Origin of the sequence: Halopiger djelfimassiliensis (genome assembly GCF_000455365.1) — an archaeon.
GTDB classification, from domain to species: Archaea; Halobacteriota; Halobacteria; order Halobacteriales; family Natrialbaceae; genus Halopiger_B; species Halopiger_B djelfimassiliensis.
This window is the reverse complement of the sequence record NZ_HG315687.1, coordinates 294,290-309,229: the sequence shown is the minus strand read 5'-3', so window position 1 is coordinate 309,229 and position 14,940 is coordinate 294,290. Positions and strand designations below refer to the sequence as shown.

At 64.4% G+C, this 14,940-nt stretch carries 16 protein-coding genes; 9 read left to right on the top strand and 7 right to left on the bottom strand.

All coding sequences use genetic code 11. The features are described 5' to 3' along the window. Positions 1-70: 70 nt before the first annotated feature. A complete protein-coding gene (locus TX80_RS16945; protein ID WP_049924442.1) occupies positions 71-391 on the bottom strand; it encodes a hypothetical protein in 321 nt (106 codons plus the stop codon). Positions 392-744: 353 nt separating this feature from the next. Between TX80_RS16945 and TX80_RS16940 the strand changes: the two genes are divergently transcribed. Next, positions 745-948 (top strand): hypothetical protein, encoded by a 204-nt coding sequence (locus TX80_RS16940; RefSeq protein ID WP_394324886.1) that lies wholly within the window; start codon positions 745-747, stop codon positions 946-948. 21 nt (positions 949-969) lie between these two features. On the opposite strand, the gene TX80_RS16935 is transcribed toward TX80_RS16940, so the two are convergent. The 5 genes from TX80_RS16935 to TX80_RS16915 form a co-directional block, all read right to left on the bottom strand. Next, entirely contained in the window at positions 970-1,203 is a 234-nt protein-coding gene (locus tag TX80_RS16935) for a hypothetical protein (protein WP_049924440.1), read from the bottom strand. Positions 1,204-1,285: 82 nt separating this feature from the next. Continuing rightward, a complete protein-coding gene (locus TX80_RS16930) occupies positions 1,286-1,705 on the bottom strand; it encodes an HIT family protein (protein WP_049924439.1) in 420 nt (139 codons plus the stop codon). Positions 1,706-1,797: 92 nt separating this feature from the next. Continuing rightward, positions 1,798-2,232, bottom strand: a complete 435-nt coding sequence (locus TX80_RS16925; protein ID WP_049924438.1) for a Rieske (2Fe-2S) protein — start codon at positions 2,230-2,232, stop codon at positions 1,798-1,800. A 25-nt stretch (positions 2,233-2,257) separates the two neighbouring features. Continuing rightward, positions 2,258-2,965: a uracil-DNA glycosylase gene (locus tag TX80_RS16920; protein WP_230198763.1), complete on the bottom strand. Its 708-nt coding sequence runs from the start codon at positions 2,963-2,965 to the stop codon at positions 2,258-2,260. 81 nt (positions 2,966-3,046) lie between these two features. Then, a complete protein-coding gene (locus TX80_RS16915; RefSeq protein WP_154658694.1) occupies positions 3,047-3,718 on the bottom strand; it encodes a hypothetical protein in 672 nt (223 codons plus the stop codon). A gap of 282 nt (positions 3,719-4,000) precedes the next feature. Between TX80_RS16915 and TX80_RS19160 the strand changes: the two genes are divergently transcribed. The 8 genes from TX80_RS19160 (at position 4,001) to TX80_RS16870 (ending at position 14,138) form a co-directional block, all read left to right on the top strand. After that, positions 4,001-5,038 carry a hypothetical protein gene (locus TX80_RS19160; protein WP_154658693.1) on the top strand — a complete coding sequence of 346 codons (1,038 nt, stop codon included), beginning with the start codon at positions 4,001-4,003 and terminating at the stop codon, positions 5,036-5,038. 122 nt (positions 5,039-5,160) lie between these two features. Further along, on the top strand, positions 5,161-5,391 hold the full coding sequence (locus tag TX80_RS16900; RefSeq protein WP_049924432.1) for a hypothetical protein: 231 nt from the start codon (positions 5,161-5,163) through the stop codon (positions 5,389-5,391). A 75-nt stretch (positions 5,392-5,466) separates the two neighbouring features. After that, a complete protein-coding gene (gene ileS, locus TX80_RS16895; protein WP_049924431.1) occupies positions 5,467-8,718 on the top strand; it encodes an isoleucine--tRNA ligase in 3,252 nt (1,083 codons plus the stop codon). Between the two features lie 523 nt (positions 8,719-9,241). Further along, positions 9,242-9,967, top strand: coding sequence for a helix-turn-helix domain-containing protein (locus tag TX80_RS16890; protein ID WP_049924430.1), 726 nt, complete (start codon positions 9,242-9,244; stop codon positions 9,965-9,967). A 260-nt stretch (positions 9,968-10,227) separates the two neighbouring features. Beyond that, positions 10,228-10,851, top strand: a complete 624-nt coding sequence (locus tag TX80_RS16885) for a class I SAM-dependent methyltransferase (protein ID WP_049924429.1) — start codon at positions 10,228-10,230, stop codon at positions 10,849-10,851. A 4-nt stretch (positions 10,852-10,855) separates the two neighbouring features. Further along, the gene (locus tag TX80_RS16880) at positions 10,856-11,560 is read left to right on the top strand and encodes an AzlC family ABC transporter permease (protein ID WP_081661655.1); all 705 of its coding nucleotides are present in this window, start codon (positions 10,856-10,858) and stop codon (positions 11,558-11,560) included. Next, positions 11,553-11,861, top strand: coding sequence for an AzlD family protein (locus TX80_RS16875; protein ID WP_049924428.1), 309 nt, complete (start codon positions 11,553-11,555; stop codon positions 11,859-11,861). The genes TX80_RS16880 and TX80_RS16875 overlap by 8 nt, the downstream gene beginning before the upstream one ends. Before the next feature lie 105 nt (positions 11,862-11,966). Then, positions 11,967-14,138 (top strand): CARDB domain-containing protein, encoded by a 2,172-nt coding sequence (locus tag TX80_RS16870; protein WP_049924427.1) that lies wholly within the window; start codon positions 11,967-11,969, stop codon positions 14,136-14,138. Between the two features lie 18 nt (positions 14,139-14,156). Here the strand turns inward: TX80_RS16870 and TX80_RS16865 are convergent, their stop codons facing one another. Then, positions 14,157-14,750, bottom strand: a complete 594-nt coding sequence (locus TX80_RS16865; protein ID WP_049924426.1) for a heme NO-binding domain-containing protein — start codon at positions 14,748-14,750, stop codon at positions 14,157-14,159. Positions 14,751-14,940 lie beyond the last annotated feature (190 nt).

Below are 14,940 nucleotides of genomic sequence, written 5' to 3'. Positions count from 1 at the left end.
TCTTCCCTCGAGTTTCGACTCGAGCGGGCGAGAGGACGTCGTCCTCGGCGGCTCTCCCGGTATCGTCACCCTAGTCGCGGTCCTCGATCTCGGCCCGTCGGTCGTCGGGCAGGGACCCCCAGTTCGCGCCCGCGTCCCACGGGTGCCAGCCGAACAGTGCCGTCACCTCGTCCAGCCGCGTTTCGATCCGGTCCGCGCGAAAGCGGGCTTCCTCGACGGTGCGTTTCTCGGGTATCTCGCCGCGTTCCAGCGCAGTCGTGATGGCGTCGGCGAGTTCCGCAAGCCGGGCGACGTCGCTTCCCGTCGACTCGCCGGGATGTCTGAGCGCCTCGGCGAGCCGTGCGCGGGCGAGCGATTCGGCCGTCTCGAGATCGACGTCCGCGTTGCTCATCCGCGCTCACCCGAAACGACCGCTCGGCTCGAGCAGGCAATGCGCGTTGGGTCGTCGTCGATCGCCCACGCGTTGCAGTCGCCCTGTTTGGCAGACGATTCGGCAGTCGTGCCGGAATCCTGAAGTCCGGTAGGTCCGTCCATTAGCATGGGTTCTCCGGGCTGCATTCCGAGAACCCGAGGCGTCGGTGCCATCAACACCGGCCGCCTTTCCGCGGCGTGCCTCGAGTTCTCAGGTAAGCTATCCGACTCCGATCACTTAGTACTTAGCACTAAAGCAAACCATTGGCTATGATGCGAACCTGGGTTGCGATGATGCTAATGTAGAAGTGACCGGCATCCGGATCACTCGCCGTGAGCAAATACCGCGCGATTATGACGACGGCGGATCGCGAGAAGATCAGCGGAAAAGCCGACGTTTCCGACGAAAAGCGGTATCAGGCGATCCACCGTGTCCGGAGTCGGATCGAGGAGTTAGAGACGGATGTCGACGTTCTCGCCGAGCATCATCCCGAACTGCTCGACGAACTCCGGGACGTCGTCTGCGAGAGCGACTGACCGTCGACCTCGAGTGTCCCGCTACGACAAAAAGATCCGCTCGTACAGCGGCACGAGCACCGTCCAGAACAGGACGAACGCCGCACCGACGGCGACGATCGCCAGCCACGGACCGACCCTCCGTCCGGTCGGCGGCCCGCTCGCGAGCGCGACGAACGTCCCGACGAACAACAGCACGCAAACGAGGACGCTGCCGACCTCGAGCGCCGTGGCGACCGGATACTCCCGGAACTGGGCGGCGAGATTGCCGAGCATATCCGAGGGTCACACGCAAACGACAAAAGCCAACCGGCAGCGGCGTCGCCGCACCGAGCGGGGTCGCGGGTCGGTCTCCGAACTACGTCCGGGACTCGATGTCGTCGGCGATCTCGTCGAGTTCGTCGTCCTCGAGGTCCGCCGGGCCGCCGACGACGCCGTGGATCGGGCCGCCGCCGTCGCCTTCGAACCGCGGGACGATATGGCAGTGGACGTGCGGGACCTCCTGACCCGCCGCCTCGCCGTTGTTGAACGCGACCGTCGAGGCGTCGGCGTCGACGGCCTCCTCGACGGCGGGGACGAGGTGATGAACCGTCGCGTAGAGGTCTTCGGCGACGTCCTCCGGGACGTCGTTCAGCCGTTCGTACTCGTCTTTGGGAATGACGAGGGTGTGGCCCGGAGCGAGGGGATTGGCGTCCAGAAACGCGAGCGTCGTCTCGTCTTCGTACACGACTCGAGCGGGGATCTCTCCGTCGACGATCTGGCTGAAGATCGTACTCATACGCGAGTATGTGTCGGCTCGCGGTAAGAAGCTTACTCGCGGGCTCTCGTGACGGTCGCCTTGATCGGGGTACAACGCCGGTCGCGGGACCCTCAGAGCCGGAGATGTGACGTCGATGACGGCCCGTCGTCGTCATCGTCGTCGTCGATCCCACCCTCGTAGAGGAAATCGACCTCGTCGTCGGTGAGATAGACCTGTCCGTCGTCGACGGTGACGTCGACGGAGACGAGCGTCGTCTCCGCGGCCTCCCCGTTGTCGCAGTATCCCGAACAGGTATCGAAGATCGAACCGTGTTTCGGGCAGACGATCCCGCCGTCCCGGATCACCGCGCCGATCCCGTCGCGGTGCAAGCGCTGGGCTTCGTGCGTACAGCGGTTGACCCACGCTTCGACCGCCGGTTGGTCCGGATCGACACAGGGGACGAGGACGACCTCCTCGTCGGACCCGCGTTCGTCCCGGACCGTAAACAGCCACGACCCCTCGTCTCTGACGGTTTCGACGGACGTCAGGCGATAGCGACCGGTCATACTGCCTTACTAGAACGTCCCCGGTTTAGCTTCCCCGGTCGTCGTCGACCGCCGGCGCGTCACACAGTTCCGCGAGCGTCTCCCGGATCTCCACGCGGTACTCCCCGGGCTCGAGTCCGAGGCGGCCGATCCAGACGTCCTGATACGAGGGGTGCAAAATCGGGAGGAGCCAAACGCCGAGTCGCTCACAGCGGATCGGCTCGAGGACGCTGTCGAGAAAGCCATCGAGGGAGCGATCCTCGGCCGCGAGGACCGTCTTCGTCGCGTGTTTGCCGGTCGCAACGACGACCGCCGGATCGACCGTCTCGAGTTCGGTCAGCAGGTGTGGTCGGCAGTTCGCCCGCTCCTCGGGCGTCGGCTCGCGGTTGTTCGGCGGATCGTCGGAGTTCACGGTTTCACCGCTCGCCGACGAGGAGCGCGGCTCCTCGCTCGCCGGGAAACACTTCACCGCGTTCGTGTAGTAAGCGTCGTCGCCGTAGCCGATCCGCTCGAGCAGCCGGCGGATGCGGCGGCCGGAGTGGCGGGAGGTGTAGGCCTTTCCGGTCCAGTTACCGCCCTGCCACCGATCGGCATCAGGGTTCCCGGCACCAGGCGCTTCGCCGACCACGACGACGCTGGCGTCGAGCGGCCCGGTCCCCCACGAGATACGCTCGCGGGACTCGACGAGCGCCGGACAGCGCGTACAATCTGGCTCGAGGACGTTTCGGGAGTCGGGGAACGGGGGATCGGTCACGGTCGCGTAGTCGGGGTCGCTGGTCTTAGCCTGCCCGATCCGACCGTTGCCTTGGACCCGACGACGTCCGATCCGGGTGTATCACTCGGCTCTTGATTCGGCGACACCTTCCCGCTCGTTGATTGACGTGATCAACATGGCGGCACGGTCGGGAAGCGATGCATCTCGGTCTGGCGTTGCCCGAACGAGCGTCGACGCGTACATGTCCATCGAATCGCCTACCTTCCCGTTTTGAAAGGTCGCCGTCCCGACGAACCAACCGTCGCTGAGTCCAAGCTGCTCGATCGTCGTCGTGAGGTCACTCGTCCCGAGGCCGATGGCGACGACGTATAGCAATCGAGACCGCTCGAAGTCAGTCTCTGTGACGAACGTTTCGAGGGTTGCTTCCCGATCGGCCGCTGTAGTCTCGAACGGAAGCGCTTCGAGGGCGTGATCTTCGGAGTGGTAGAGCTCAAGGTTCCCATACGGCCGATCGTCAGGGTCCGCCCAGGACGGCGTGTCGTGTGTGCGTGCAAAGTGAACGGTCTCGTAGTCGATCGACTCCGCTTCGTCGAGCAGTTCTTCGAACTCAGTCTCGCTCAGGCCACCGGACGACGTGTTCTCGGCCGTCGGGGCTTCGCTGTCGCTAGGATCAGACCGATCATCGTCGTCATCGGCCGCCACGCCCGTCTCGTTAGAACCCCGATCGAGACAACCAGCAACGAACGCGATTCCGGATGCACTACCGAGTACGGTGCGCCGGTTCACGAACATATCTATTAATGATATACATTATTTATTAAGGGTTTTGCCTCATTTATCGGTTGGAACGGAGTGATATCAACTGTCTCGTTTGCATCCTAACTTTGTGTTATTATCACTAATTACCAATAATACCTTTGATCACATTCCCGGGTTGTAATTATAAGAAATTGTTAATGGAATTCAGCAGGCACGTCATGTATGGTTTCTAACACCAACTCGGAAGACGGAAAACGAAATTGCGTCGCTAGACGGACCGTACTCGGTACGATCGGCATCACGAGTTTGACGGGTATGACCACCGTCGTATCTGCAGTCGACGATACGACGAAAATTCCGTATGTCAAGCACGGGGATGAAGTCGTAAGCTGGAAATCGGTTCCGACAAAGTGGTGGGAAGCGGAACAGGAGGCAGTCACCGCGATGCAGGACCTTGCGGATCAGTACGAGGACCACGACGCCATCGCCGGTGTCAGCGTGGTTAATGCGGAGACACGTATCGACGGCCGACCTACTAGCAGGGTTGAAATCGAAATCGGTCACAAGCACGATCCCGATACCGTTGCCGTCCCCCAAACGGATCACGGTGTTGATGTCGGAATGCGGCATCGACCGCCACTCGAATACCACTCTCCGACATCGTCGTGCAACGATGATTGGTGCGATACATCCCAGTATGATCTGCCTCCGGGCGGATCCAGGCTCGATAACGGCCATTCCGCTACCTGTGCTGTCGAATACGCTGGACAAGATGGACTAGATCACCTCATGTGTAGTGCCCACGCGGTCACCGACTGTGGCTCCTCGACACCATCGACCGAAGTATCTCACGAGGGGAATACCATTGGAGAGGTTGTGGAGCATAACTCGGCCCAAGACTGGGCTATCATCGAAAACGATTCCGAGGGTTCGTTCCCGAGGTTCTCGGGAGAGATCGCAGGACACGACGTTAGTGTTTCCGGTTACGTTTCCGAACAAGCGCTTCACGAGATGCGCTCGAGTAACGAAACGACGTACCATCGGGGTGCGAAAACCTGCACGACCGAGGGATCGGTCGACCGTGTTGGGATCGACCTTCCGTACGATTCGTCCTGCGAAGGATCAGGGATGTACGTCGAACTGGACACCTGCACGTACGGAAATGACTCGGGCGGGCCACATTACAGTATTTGGAAGGATCGGGTCGGATGTAAGTGGGCTGCGATCCTTGCACCGCACAAAGGCGGCAGGGACGGAGACGGAAACGGCTACAGCGTCGGATGTCCGGCACACAAAATCGCCGAGAATGACGATATAAGTTTCCCGTCGCCAACTCCGTGTGGCATGCCCTAATACCGGTTGTTCGATCCGTTCGTCGGCGGCTTCAACAGCCGTCCAGTTGACGATCTTCCTCCACCCCGAACCACTCGTTCGAGGGGATAAGTTTACGTTCGTCGGGAGACTTCCCACTGCTAATGTCATCGGTCGCGCCGGAATTATTCGCGGAATCGCTCCAATTAGTCGCCTACACGGTCGTCGCCGGAATCCTGACCGCCGGCGGGGTCGCGGCGGAGTACGCAAGCGCCCAGCACCTCGGCGGCGGCGAGTCCATGGTCGGTCTGTGGCTCGCCGCGATCGGCTGTGTCATGCTCTACGCGGGCGTCTACGGCCTCGGCTATCAGAAAGTCCTCCCACAGGTGAACTAGCGCGGATCGCAACTGCGTGGCCTGCGGGGCGAGGGGACCGATTCTCCTATAGTCCCGGAGCGAATCACGTCACGTATGAGCAGGTTCGGCGAGGTCGACGACCAGTACGACCCCCACGAACTCGAACGGCGGGTCTTCGAGTACTGGGACGAGGTCGACGCCTACGAGCAGACGGTCGAGCACCGATCGGACGGCGAATCGTTCTTCTTCGTCGACGGGCCGCCGTACACGTCCGGCGCGGCGCACATGGGAACCACCTGGAACAAGTCGCTGAAGGACGTCTACCTCCGGTTTTTCCGGATGCAGGGGTACGACGTCACGGACCGCCCGGGGTATGACATGCACGGGCTGCCCATCGAAACCCGCGTCGAGGAACGGCTCGGCTTCGAGAACAAGAAGGACATCGAGGAGTACGGCGAGGAGAACTTCATCGAGGCCTGCAAGGACTACGCCGAGGAGCAACTCGAGGGGCTTCAGGAGGACTTCCAGGACTTCGGCGTCTGGATGGACTGGGAGGACCCGTACAAGACGGTCTCTCCGGAGTACATGGAGGCCGCCTGGTGGGGTTTCTCGAAGGCCGCCGAACGCGGCTTAGTCGAGAAAGGACACCGCTCGATTTCCCAGTGCCCTCGCTGTGAAACCGCCATCGCGAACAACGAAGTCGAGTACGAGGACGTCGAGGACCCCTCGATATACGTCAAGTTCGACCTCGCAGACCGGGCGGGCAAGATCGTCATCTGGACGACCACGCCGTGGACGATCCCCGCGAACACCTTCGTCGCCGTCGACGAGGAGGGCGACTACGTCGGCGTCCGAGCCGAAAAGGACGGCGAGGAGGAACTGCTGTACGTCGCCGAAGCCAAACACGAATCGGTCCTCCGCGAGGGTCGCTACGATGACTACGAAATCGTCGAGGAACTGACCGGCGAGGAACTGCTCGGCTGGTCGTACGAGCACCCGCTCGCCGAGGAGGTTCCGGATCACGTCGACGCCGAGGGAGCGTTCGAGGTCTACGCCGCCGAGTACGTCGACACCCACGGTGACGGGACCGGTCTCGTCCACTCCGCACCCGGCCACGGTGAAGAGGACTTCGAGCGCGGCCGCGAACTCGGCTTCCCGATCTTCTGTCCCGTCGGCGGCGACGGCGTCTACACCGAGGACGCCGGCAAGTACGCGGGCCAGTTCGTCAAAGACGCCGACGACGAGATCATCGCCGACCTAGACGACAACGGTGCCTTGCTCGCTTCCGGCACCGTCGACCACAGCTACGGCCACTGCTGGCGCTGCGATACGGGCATCATTCAGATCGTCACCGACCAGTGGTTCATCACGATCACCGACGTCAAGGACGAACTGCTGGAAAACATCGAGGACAGCGAGTGGCACCCCGAGTGGGCACGCGACAACCGGTTCCAGGACTTCGTCGAGGAGGCCCCCGACTGGAACGTCTCGCGCCAGCGGTACTGGGGGACGCCGCTGCCGGTCTGGACGCCCGAAGACCGCGACGACGGGGCGGCTACCGCCGCCAGTCCGGAACACGCCGACGGGCGCGCGGACGAGGAGATGATCGTCATCGGAACGCGCGAGGAACTCGCCGAACGGGTCGATCAGGACATCGATCCCGAAACCGTCGACCTCCATAAGGGGACCGTCGACGAACTCACGATCACCGAGGACGGCACCACCTACTCCCGCGTCCCGGACGTCTTCGACGTCTGGCTCGACGCGTCCGTCGCCTCGTGGGGCACGCTGAACTACCCCGAGGACGACAGTCGGTTCGACGAGCTCTGGCCCGCCGACTTCATCCTCGAAGCCCACGACCAGACCCGGGGCTGGTTCTGGTCGCAACTCGGGATGGGGACCGCCGCGCTCGGCGACATCCCCTACGAGGAGGTGTTGATGCACGGCCACGCGCTCATGCCCGACGGGCGCGCGATGAGCAAGTCCAAGGACATCCTGATCGATCCCCACGAGGCCATCGACCGCCACGGCCGGGACGTCATGCGGATGTTCCTGCTGTCGAACAACCCGCAGGGCGACGACATGCGGTTCTCCTGGGACGGGATGCAGACGATGGAGAACCACCTCCGGACGCTGTGGAACGTCTTCCGGTTCCCGCTGCCGTACATGCGGTTAGACGGGTTTGACCCGCAGGAGGTCACTCTGGAGGACGTCGACGGTGACCTCGAGCTGATCGACGAGTGGGTGCTGGCCCGCCTGCAGTCGACGAAGGCCGAGATGACCGCGGCCTTCGAGGACCGCCGCCAGGACAAGGCACTGGACGCGTTGATCGAGTTCGTCGTCGACGACGTCTCCCGGTTCTACGTGCAGGCCGTCCGCGAGCGCATGTGGGAGGAAGACGACAGCGCCTCCAAGGAGGCCGCTTACGCGACGATCTATCGGGTACTCCGGGAGACCGTCGCCCTGCTTGCGCCCTACGCCCCCTTCATCAGCGAGGAGATCTACGGAACGCTGACCGGCGACGAGGAACACCCCACGGTCCACATGTGCGACTGGCCCGAAATCGACGCGTACTGGGAGGACGAGCAACTCGAGGCCGACGTCGCGCACCTGCGCGCCATCGAGGAAGCCGGCGCGAACGCCCGCCAGCAGGCCGGCCGCAAACTGCGCTGGCCCGTCCCGCGGGTCGTCGTCGCGGCTGACGACGAACGAGTCGTCGAGGCCGTCGAACGCCACACGGACCTGCTCGCCGATCGGCTCAACGCCCGCGAGATCGAACTCGTCTCGCCCGACGAGCGGTGGGGCGAGCTCCAATACAGCGCCGAGGCAGACATGAGCGAGCTCGGGCCGGCCTTCGGCGATCGGGCCGGACAGGTCATGAACGCGCTCAACGAGGCCCGCATCGACGACCCGAGCCTCGGGGCGCTCGAGGAGGCCGTCTCGGACGTTCTCGAAGACGACGAGTCCATCACCGACGAGATGGTCTCGTTCGTCACCCAGACGCCCGACGGCGTCGCCGGCACCGCGTTCGGTCTGAACGGCGACGACCGCGGCGTCGCGTACGTCGACGCGTCGCTGACCGACGACATCGAAAGCGAGGGCTACGCCCGCGAGGTCATCCGCCGCGTCCAGGAGATGCGCAAGGAACTCGACCTCGACGTCGAAGAGCGAATCGCACTCGATCTCGAGATCGACGACGACCGCGTCGCTGATCTCGTGTCCGAACGCGAGGCGCTGATCCGTGAGGAGGTTCGCGCCGACGAACTCCGGACCGTTGAGGATGGGCACCGCAAGGAGTGGGATGTCGAGGACGTGTCGATGGAGATCGCGATCGAGCCGTTGGCGGCTGCCGAGGCGTCCGAGTAAGCGCCGCCGAGCGCAGCGAGGGCTGAGCGGCCGCGAAGCCCGCGGGAGCGAACGGGTGCTTCGCGCCCGTGAGCAGCGAGGCGGTTTTTGGTCCAGATTTTTGCGTGAGTGGTTGCGAGCGCAGCGAGCAACCCGAACGGAAAAAGGTGGATGCCGAGATCGCGATCGAGCCGTTGGCGGCTGCCGAGGCGTCCGAGTAAGCGCCGCCGAGCGCAGCGAGGGCTGAGCGGCCGCGAAGCCCGCGGGAGCGAACGGGTGCTTCGCGCCCGTGAGCAGCGAGGCGGGAGTTCGACCTCTGCGGTCTGTTCGTGCGTCTCTCGTCGTGCTCGTGGATGATTCCGGTGGAAACCGCGCTGAGTGGACTCGAGAGCCGCGAGACGGGAACCGCCGTGACGGAGGCTCGGGACCGCTCGATCCACGACCGAGAGAACCCGAGCCGCGACGACGATGGAGACGGGGCAGTCGTGTCAGCCCCCACACATAGTCGAAAAATATTACCAAGGTCGATGTCGAGTAACTATCGATGGCGGGAACCGATACGGCGGTAACGTACGTGGAGCTTACCCTCACACATCCGGGCTGTTGGACGACGGAGGTGATGGACGAGACCGGGGCCGGCGTCGTCGGGTACGGCGGGACGGTGACGGGCGACCTCGCGCGGGAACGCTGTTCGATCTACGGGGACTCCGCCGAGCAGGTCGAACTCGGGGTCGACGTCGCGGACGAATCGACGCGGATCGAATCGATCTGGCGGGTCGATACCGATGCCAGCCGAAGTACCGCCCCGCGGGCCTCGATCGGTCGCTACTCCCAGGACGTGCTCATCGAATACGAGTACGAAAGCGGAATCGGGACCGCCTTTTCCACCCACGGGTTCGTTCTCGACGGAACGTCCCGAATGGAAAACGGCGTCGAAACGTGGCCGTTGCTCACCACGTCGACCCGCCACGAGATCGAGTCGCAGCTGGCGGAGATTCGAGAGACGCGGGACGTGAGCCTCTCGGTCGAGCGGGTCCAGCCGATCGATCGACGGGAGTCGTCCGGATCGTTTCACGACCGGGTGGCGTCGCTGACGAACCGACAGCGGGAGGCGTTCGAACTCGCTCGAGCGCGAGGGTACTACGAGTGGCCCCGGCGGACGTCGGCGGCGGATCTGGCCGCCGAACTCGACGTCTCGAAACCGACGTTACTCGAGCACCTTCGGTCTGCGGAGGCGATCCTGCTCGATCCCGACGGCTATCACGGGTGACCACGGTCCCGCGGGTTTCGACCCGCCACGGAGGAAACGACAGTGAAAGCGTTCGTCGACCGGTCCCCGACACGGCCGGCCTCGGGACACAGGGGACTCTAGCATGCTAGCACAAGAGGGGAAATGAACCGGTCGAAACGCCCTCGTATGCGGTCGTTCGGTGTGGCTGGGAACCGGTCGTCTACGAATCGATGACACGAAACGAGTCCGAGACATGGAAAGGGTTGTACAGAGCGGCAAATCAGGACGGAGAGCCGGTTATGCCGACGGAGCCGCTTCCGTTCGTCGAAGACGTCGCGGCGTTTCTGGAGACACACGATCACGAGACGGTCCTCGAAGCCGCGGTCGGCGAAGGACGAAACAGCCAGCGACTCGTCCGGGAAGTGGCCGACCTGCACGGGTGTGACGTCAGTGCCGACGCCCTCGAAACCTGTGGGAAGCGATGTAACGGCCGGATCGAAACGCGCGAAGACGACGTTCGAGCGCTGTCGTACGAGACGGGAGCCTTCGACGCGACGGTGCTGTTCGATGCGCTTACCCATATGCGGTCGGTCGAACTCGTACTTCGGGAACTGACGCGGGTAACACGGCCCGAAGGCCACCTCGTTTTCAACGTGCCGACCGACGACGACGAAGCGACCGAGAGTGCGACGCTCACGAACGATTACGGGCTGTTTCGGGAGTACGAGTACGACGTGGACGGCCACGAAGTCGTCTACATCGTCCTGACGGATCTCGACGCGTTCTCGAGTCTGCTGTCGTCGTTCGGCCTTGCCGTCCGGGACATCCAACGCTACACGTGGACCGATCCGCCGCATCCGCCGTATCGGCTCCGGCGACACGAGCACAAGAACCTCCTGTTTTACACACAGCGGATCGACTGAGACGATGAGCGACCGGCAAGACGACGTCGAGTTCGGGGTTCGCGGCGTCATCGCCGGTGTCGGCGAAAGCGTCCCGATCGCGGTCAGCGTCTTTACCTACGGCATCACCTTCGGCGTCCTCGCACGCCAGGCATCGCTGTCGTTCCCCGAAGCGTTGCTGATGAGTACGACCGTATTCGCCGCCTCCGCGCAGTTCGTCGTCCTCGATATGTGGGAGTCGACGCTTCCGATCGCGGCGATCATCGTGACGACGGGGATGGTGAACCTCCGACACGTACTCATGGGGGCCTCGCTCCAGCCGTGGCTGCAGAACCTCCCGCGGACCAAAGTGTGGAGCACGCTGTTTTTCCTCAACGACGAATCGTGGGGACTGACGGAACAGGCACGAGCCCGCGGGCAACGCGATGCGGCGTTCCTGCTCGGGAGCGGCCTGATCGTGTTCGTCGGCTGGGTGAGCGCGACGGCGATCGGGATGACGGCCGGAGCGCTCATCGCGGATCCGGCACGATACGGTCTCGATTTCGCCTTCGTCGCGGTCTATATCGCGTTGCTCGTCGGCGTGTGGGACGGGCGGCCGGACGCGGTGCCGCTCCTCGTTGCGGCGGGCGTGTCGGTCGCGGCCGCGTTCACACTGCCGGGAAACTGGTACATCGTCCTCGGCGGCTGTATCGGCAGTTTCGCGGGCGTCGCGAGGGATAGCTATGGTTGAGACGACGGTCCTGCTCGCGATCGCAGGAATGGCGATCGTCACGTACCTGACCCGTGTCGGCGGGTTCTGGCTCGTCGACCGGGTTGAACTCTCGGACCGCTCGCGGTCGTTCCTGGGCTACGTTCCGGGTGCCGTCCTCGTCTCGTTGATCCTGCCGGAACTCGTCCGGGGCGGCGTTCCCGAGTTCGGGGCTGCGCTCGTCACGCTGCTCGTCGCGATCCGAACCGGGAACATCCTCTATGCGATGGCGGCCGGGATCGGGGCGGTCGTCGCGTTTCGACGGCTCCCGCTGCTCGTGTAACCCCCGGGACGGAGCCGTTGCGTGGCGTCGCCCGTGAGTCGGTCAACCCACCTGACAGTACGCAGGCCACAAAAGTCTTGGCCGTTGACTTGCCACACGGGAGTAGTGAATTACCGGTTCGCAGTCGTCGCGTTCGTCGTCTTACTGAGCACGAGCCTTCCGGCGGGGGCTGTCGCCGCCGGAACTGGTCCCGGTTTTGAGACAGCAACGATGGCTACCGGCTCGAGTCCGAGCGCGGACGTGCCGGCGAGAACGACCGTCGACGAGCGCCCCGTAGCGGCCGTCTCGGCCGCCGGCAGCGACGACATCCTCCATCGAACGACCGTACTTCGACACCGCCCGGAACACGCGGGCACGTTCGAGACCGAAATGACCTTTCACGTACCCGATCCCATCGTCGACCTCGAGATCGACCTCGGATCGGAAGCGAGCGTCGAGTCGGTAGACGGGTTCGAAGCGACCGGCGACGGGACGTACCGGTGGACCGAGGAAACGGACGAGCCGTTGATCCGATTTCGGCTGCCGGCCAACCGGGTCGGGAGCGATCGGGGACACCAAGGGGAACGGACCGTCGCGTCGGCCGGGAGAGGGGAGACTCCGACGCCGACACAGGAGCGCCGACAGACACACGGCGACGGCTACACGTTCGTCGACACCGGCGATTGGGGAATCGTTCAGGTGCCGGGCATCAGTCTCTCCCTGCGACGGACCGATCCCGTCGGCATCGACGAAACTGTCACCGTCGACGGACCCGGCTCGACCGGCGGTGATATCGCCGTTTTCGGCGATGTAACCGAGTACGAACGGACCGTCGACGGCGAGACGTTCAGACTGGTCGTCCCCGAGGCGGCCGACCTTCGCGAGTCGCCGGACGACATCCTCGATGTGCTCGCGGACGCGAGCGAACGGCTCGCGGTCGGCGAGCGCGACGAGGAGGTGTTCGTCGTCGCGGCTCCGACCGACGGTATCGAGTGGGGACCGAGGGGCCTCCAGTACGGCGACGCCGATGCCTGGGTCGTCGACGACGCGCCGCTCGAGGCGGCGGGCAACGTCTGGCTTCACGAGTACGTCCACGTTCGGCAGGGCTACAGACAGCCGACCGTCGGCGTCGCGACCGAGACGAACTGGCTCGTCGAAGCACAGGCCGAGTACTACGCCGGACTCCTGGCTCTCGAGGCGGGGTTGATCGACTTCGATGAGTTCAGTCGGTTTCTCGAACGAGGCGAGCGAGCCCCCTACGCGACCGGCGTCCTCACCGACCCCGAAAGCTGGGACGACGACCGGACCGATTACGTGAAAGGGCGGCTCGTTGCCGGCGAGATCGATCGGCGGCTCCGGCTGGCGACCGACGGTGATCGGACGCTCGAGGACGTCTTCAGGCAGTTGAACGCCGAAGACGAGCGACTGACCGAATCGGACGTCCTCGGCTCGATCGAAACAGCGGGCGGCTCCGACGTCCGGCGGGTCGCCGAGCGGTACACCCGTACCGAAGCGGCCCCCGAGATGTGGACCCAGGCCGACCACGGGGAGGCGTTCGCACAGTCGATCGCGGACTTCGAGTACGGGTTCGGCGCGGACCCGATCGAGGTCGACGGCAAACCCTGGGATCGCTGGGCCGGTGCCGGGCCGAACGATCCCGACGTGACGGCCGTCCCCGCGGGAGAGACGGTGACGATCCCGGTCTCGATCGACAACACCGGCGGTCGAGCCGGAACCGCCGACGCGGCCTTGCAGGTCGACGGGGAGGTCGTCGACTACAGCCAGCCGCGTCTCGCGGCCGGTGAAGGGACGACGGCGACGCTTTCGTGGACCCCGCCGGAGCCGGGCGAGTACGAACTGCGGGTCGGTTCGGAGCGGCTGACGGCCTTCGTCCGCTCGAGCGCGAGCGTAACGGTGACCGATCTCACGGTCGATCCCGAACGCGTCGCTGCCGGCGAGTCGGTGACGGCGACGGCGACGGTCGAATCCGCCGACGACCGGCCCGGCGCGGCCGTCCTCGCGTTTCGAACCGCGGCGGGAACCGTCGCAAACCGGTCGGTGGCACTCGAGTCCGGCGAGACCGAAACGGTCGCGGCGACACTGCGGTTCGGCGACGACGGCCGGTACGAGGTCGCCGTCGGAGAACGGACCGCGTCGGTCACCGTCGGCGGCGAGTCGCTCACCGATACCGAGATCGACGTCGACGACGTACCCGGTTTCGACGCGGCCGCGGCGTTTTTCGCGGTCGTCGCACTGATCGGCGTCCTCGCTGCGGTCGGCCGTCGTAACGATACCTGAAACAAACGGAAGTTGCCGCTACTCGAGGGCGATACGGAACGTACACGCTTCGTCGGCGTCCGCATCGTCGTCGTGAACGCAGGTGTCCTCCGTGACGGTCGCATCGGCGTCGGTGGCGGCGACGAGGCCCTCGAGAATCCCGTGGGCGAGCCCGCAGTAGTCCCGGTGTGACCGATACGTGACGAACAGTTCGTCACACTCACCGGCATCGACTTCGGCGGGTTCGACGTCGGTTTCGGCATCGTCGTCGAATCGGCACGAGAGGTTCGGCAGCGCCGTTTCGTCCGTCGCTTCCTCGACGGCGGCAGTGATCTCCTCGAGCCGGACGAGCAGGTCGACCAGGCCCCAGTCGGACCGAACGTGGGCGCTGAACGTCGACACCAGTTCCGGCGCGAGCGTCCGCCCGAAGTCACGCTCGATCTGGCGTCGACTCTGGGTCGCCATCGCGGCAAGCGACTCGAGAACCGCGTCGATCTCGGTATCGTCGTAGTGTGAGACGGGTAGATACAGCGTCGGCTCGACGCGGGCCTGTTCGACGACCGTGTCCCAGGTGTCGTCGTCGGTGTGTGTGACGACGTACTCTTTGAGCGTCTTGTGAACGATTCCGTGCATTGGCTCGGGTTCGAATCGCGGGGGTCAGTGGTCGGACGGTGCGAAACGCCGAACGATCGGCGATCGGTGGGAACGTCGTACTTCAACCAGCGGGGGGCGGTCACTTAACAATTGAGGAAATTGACCTGTCTGACTGCGATCCTGTCTTCCGATCGATGGCGGACGACGGAGCGAAGACACACTACCACGC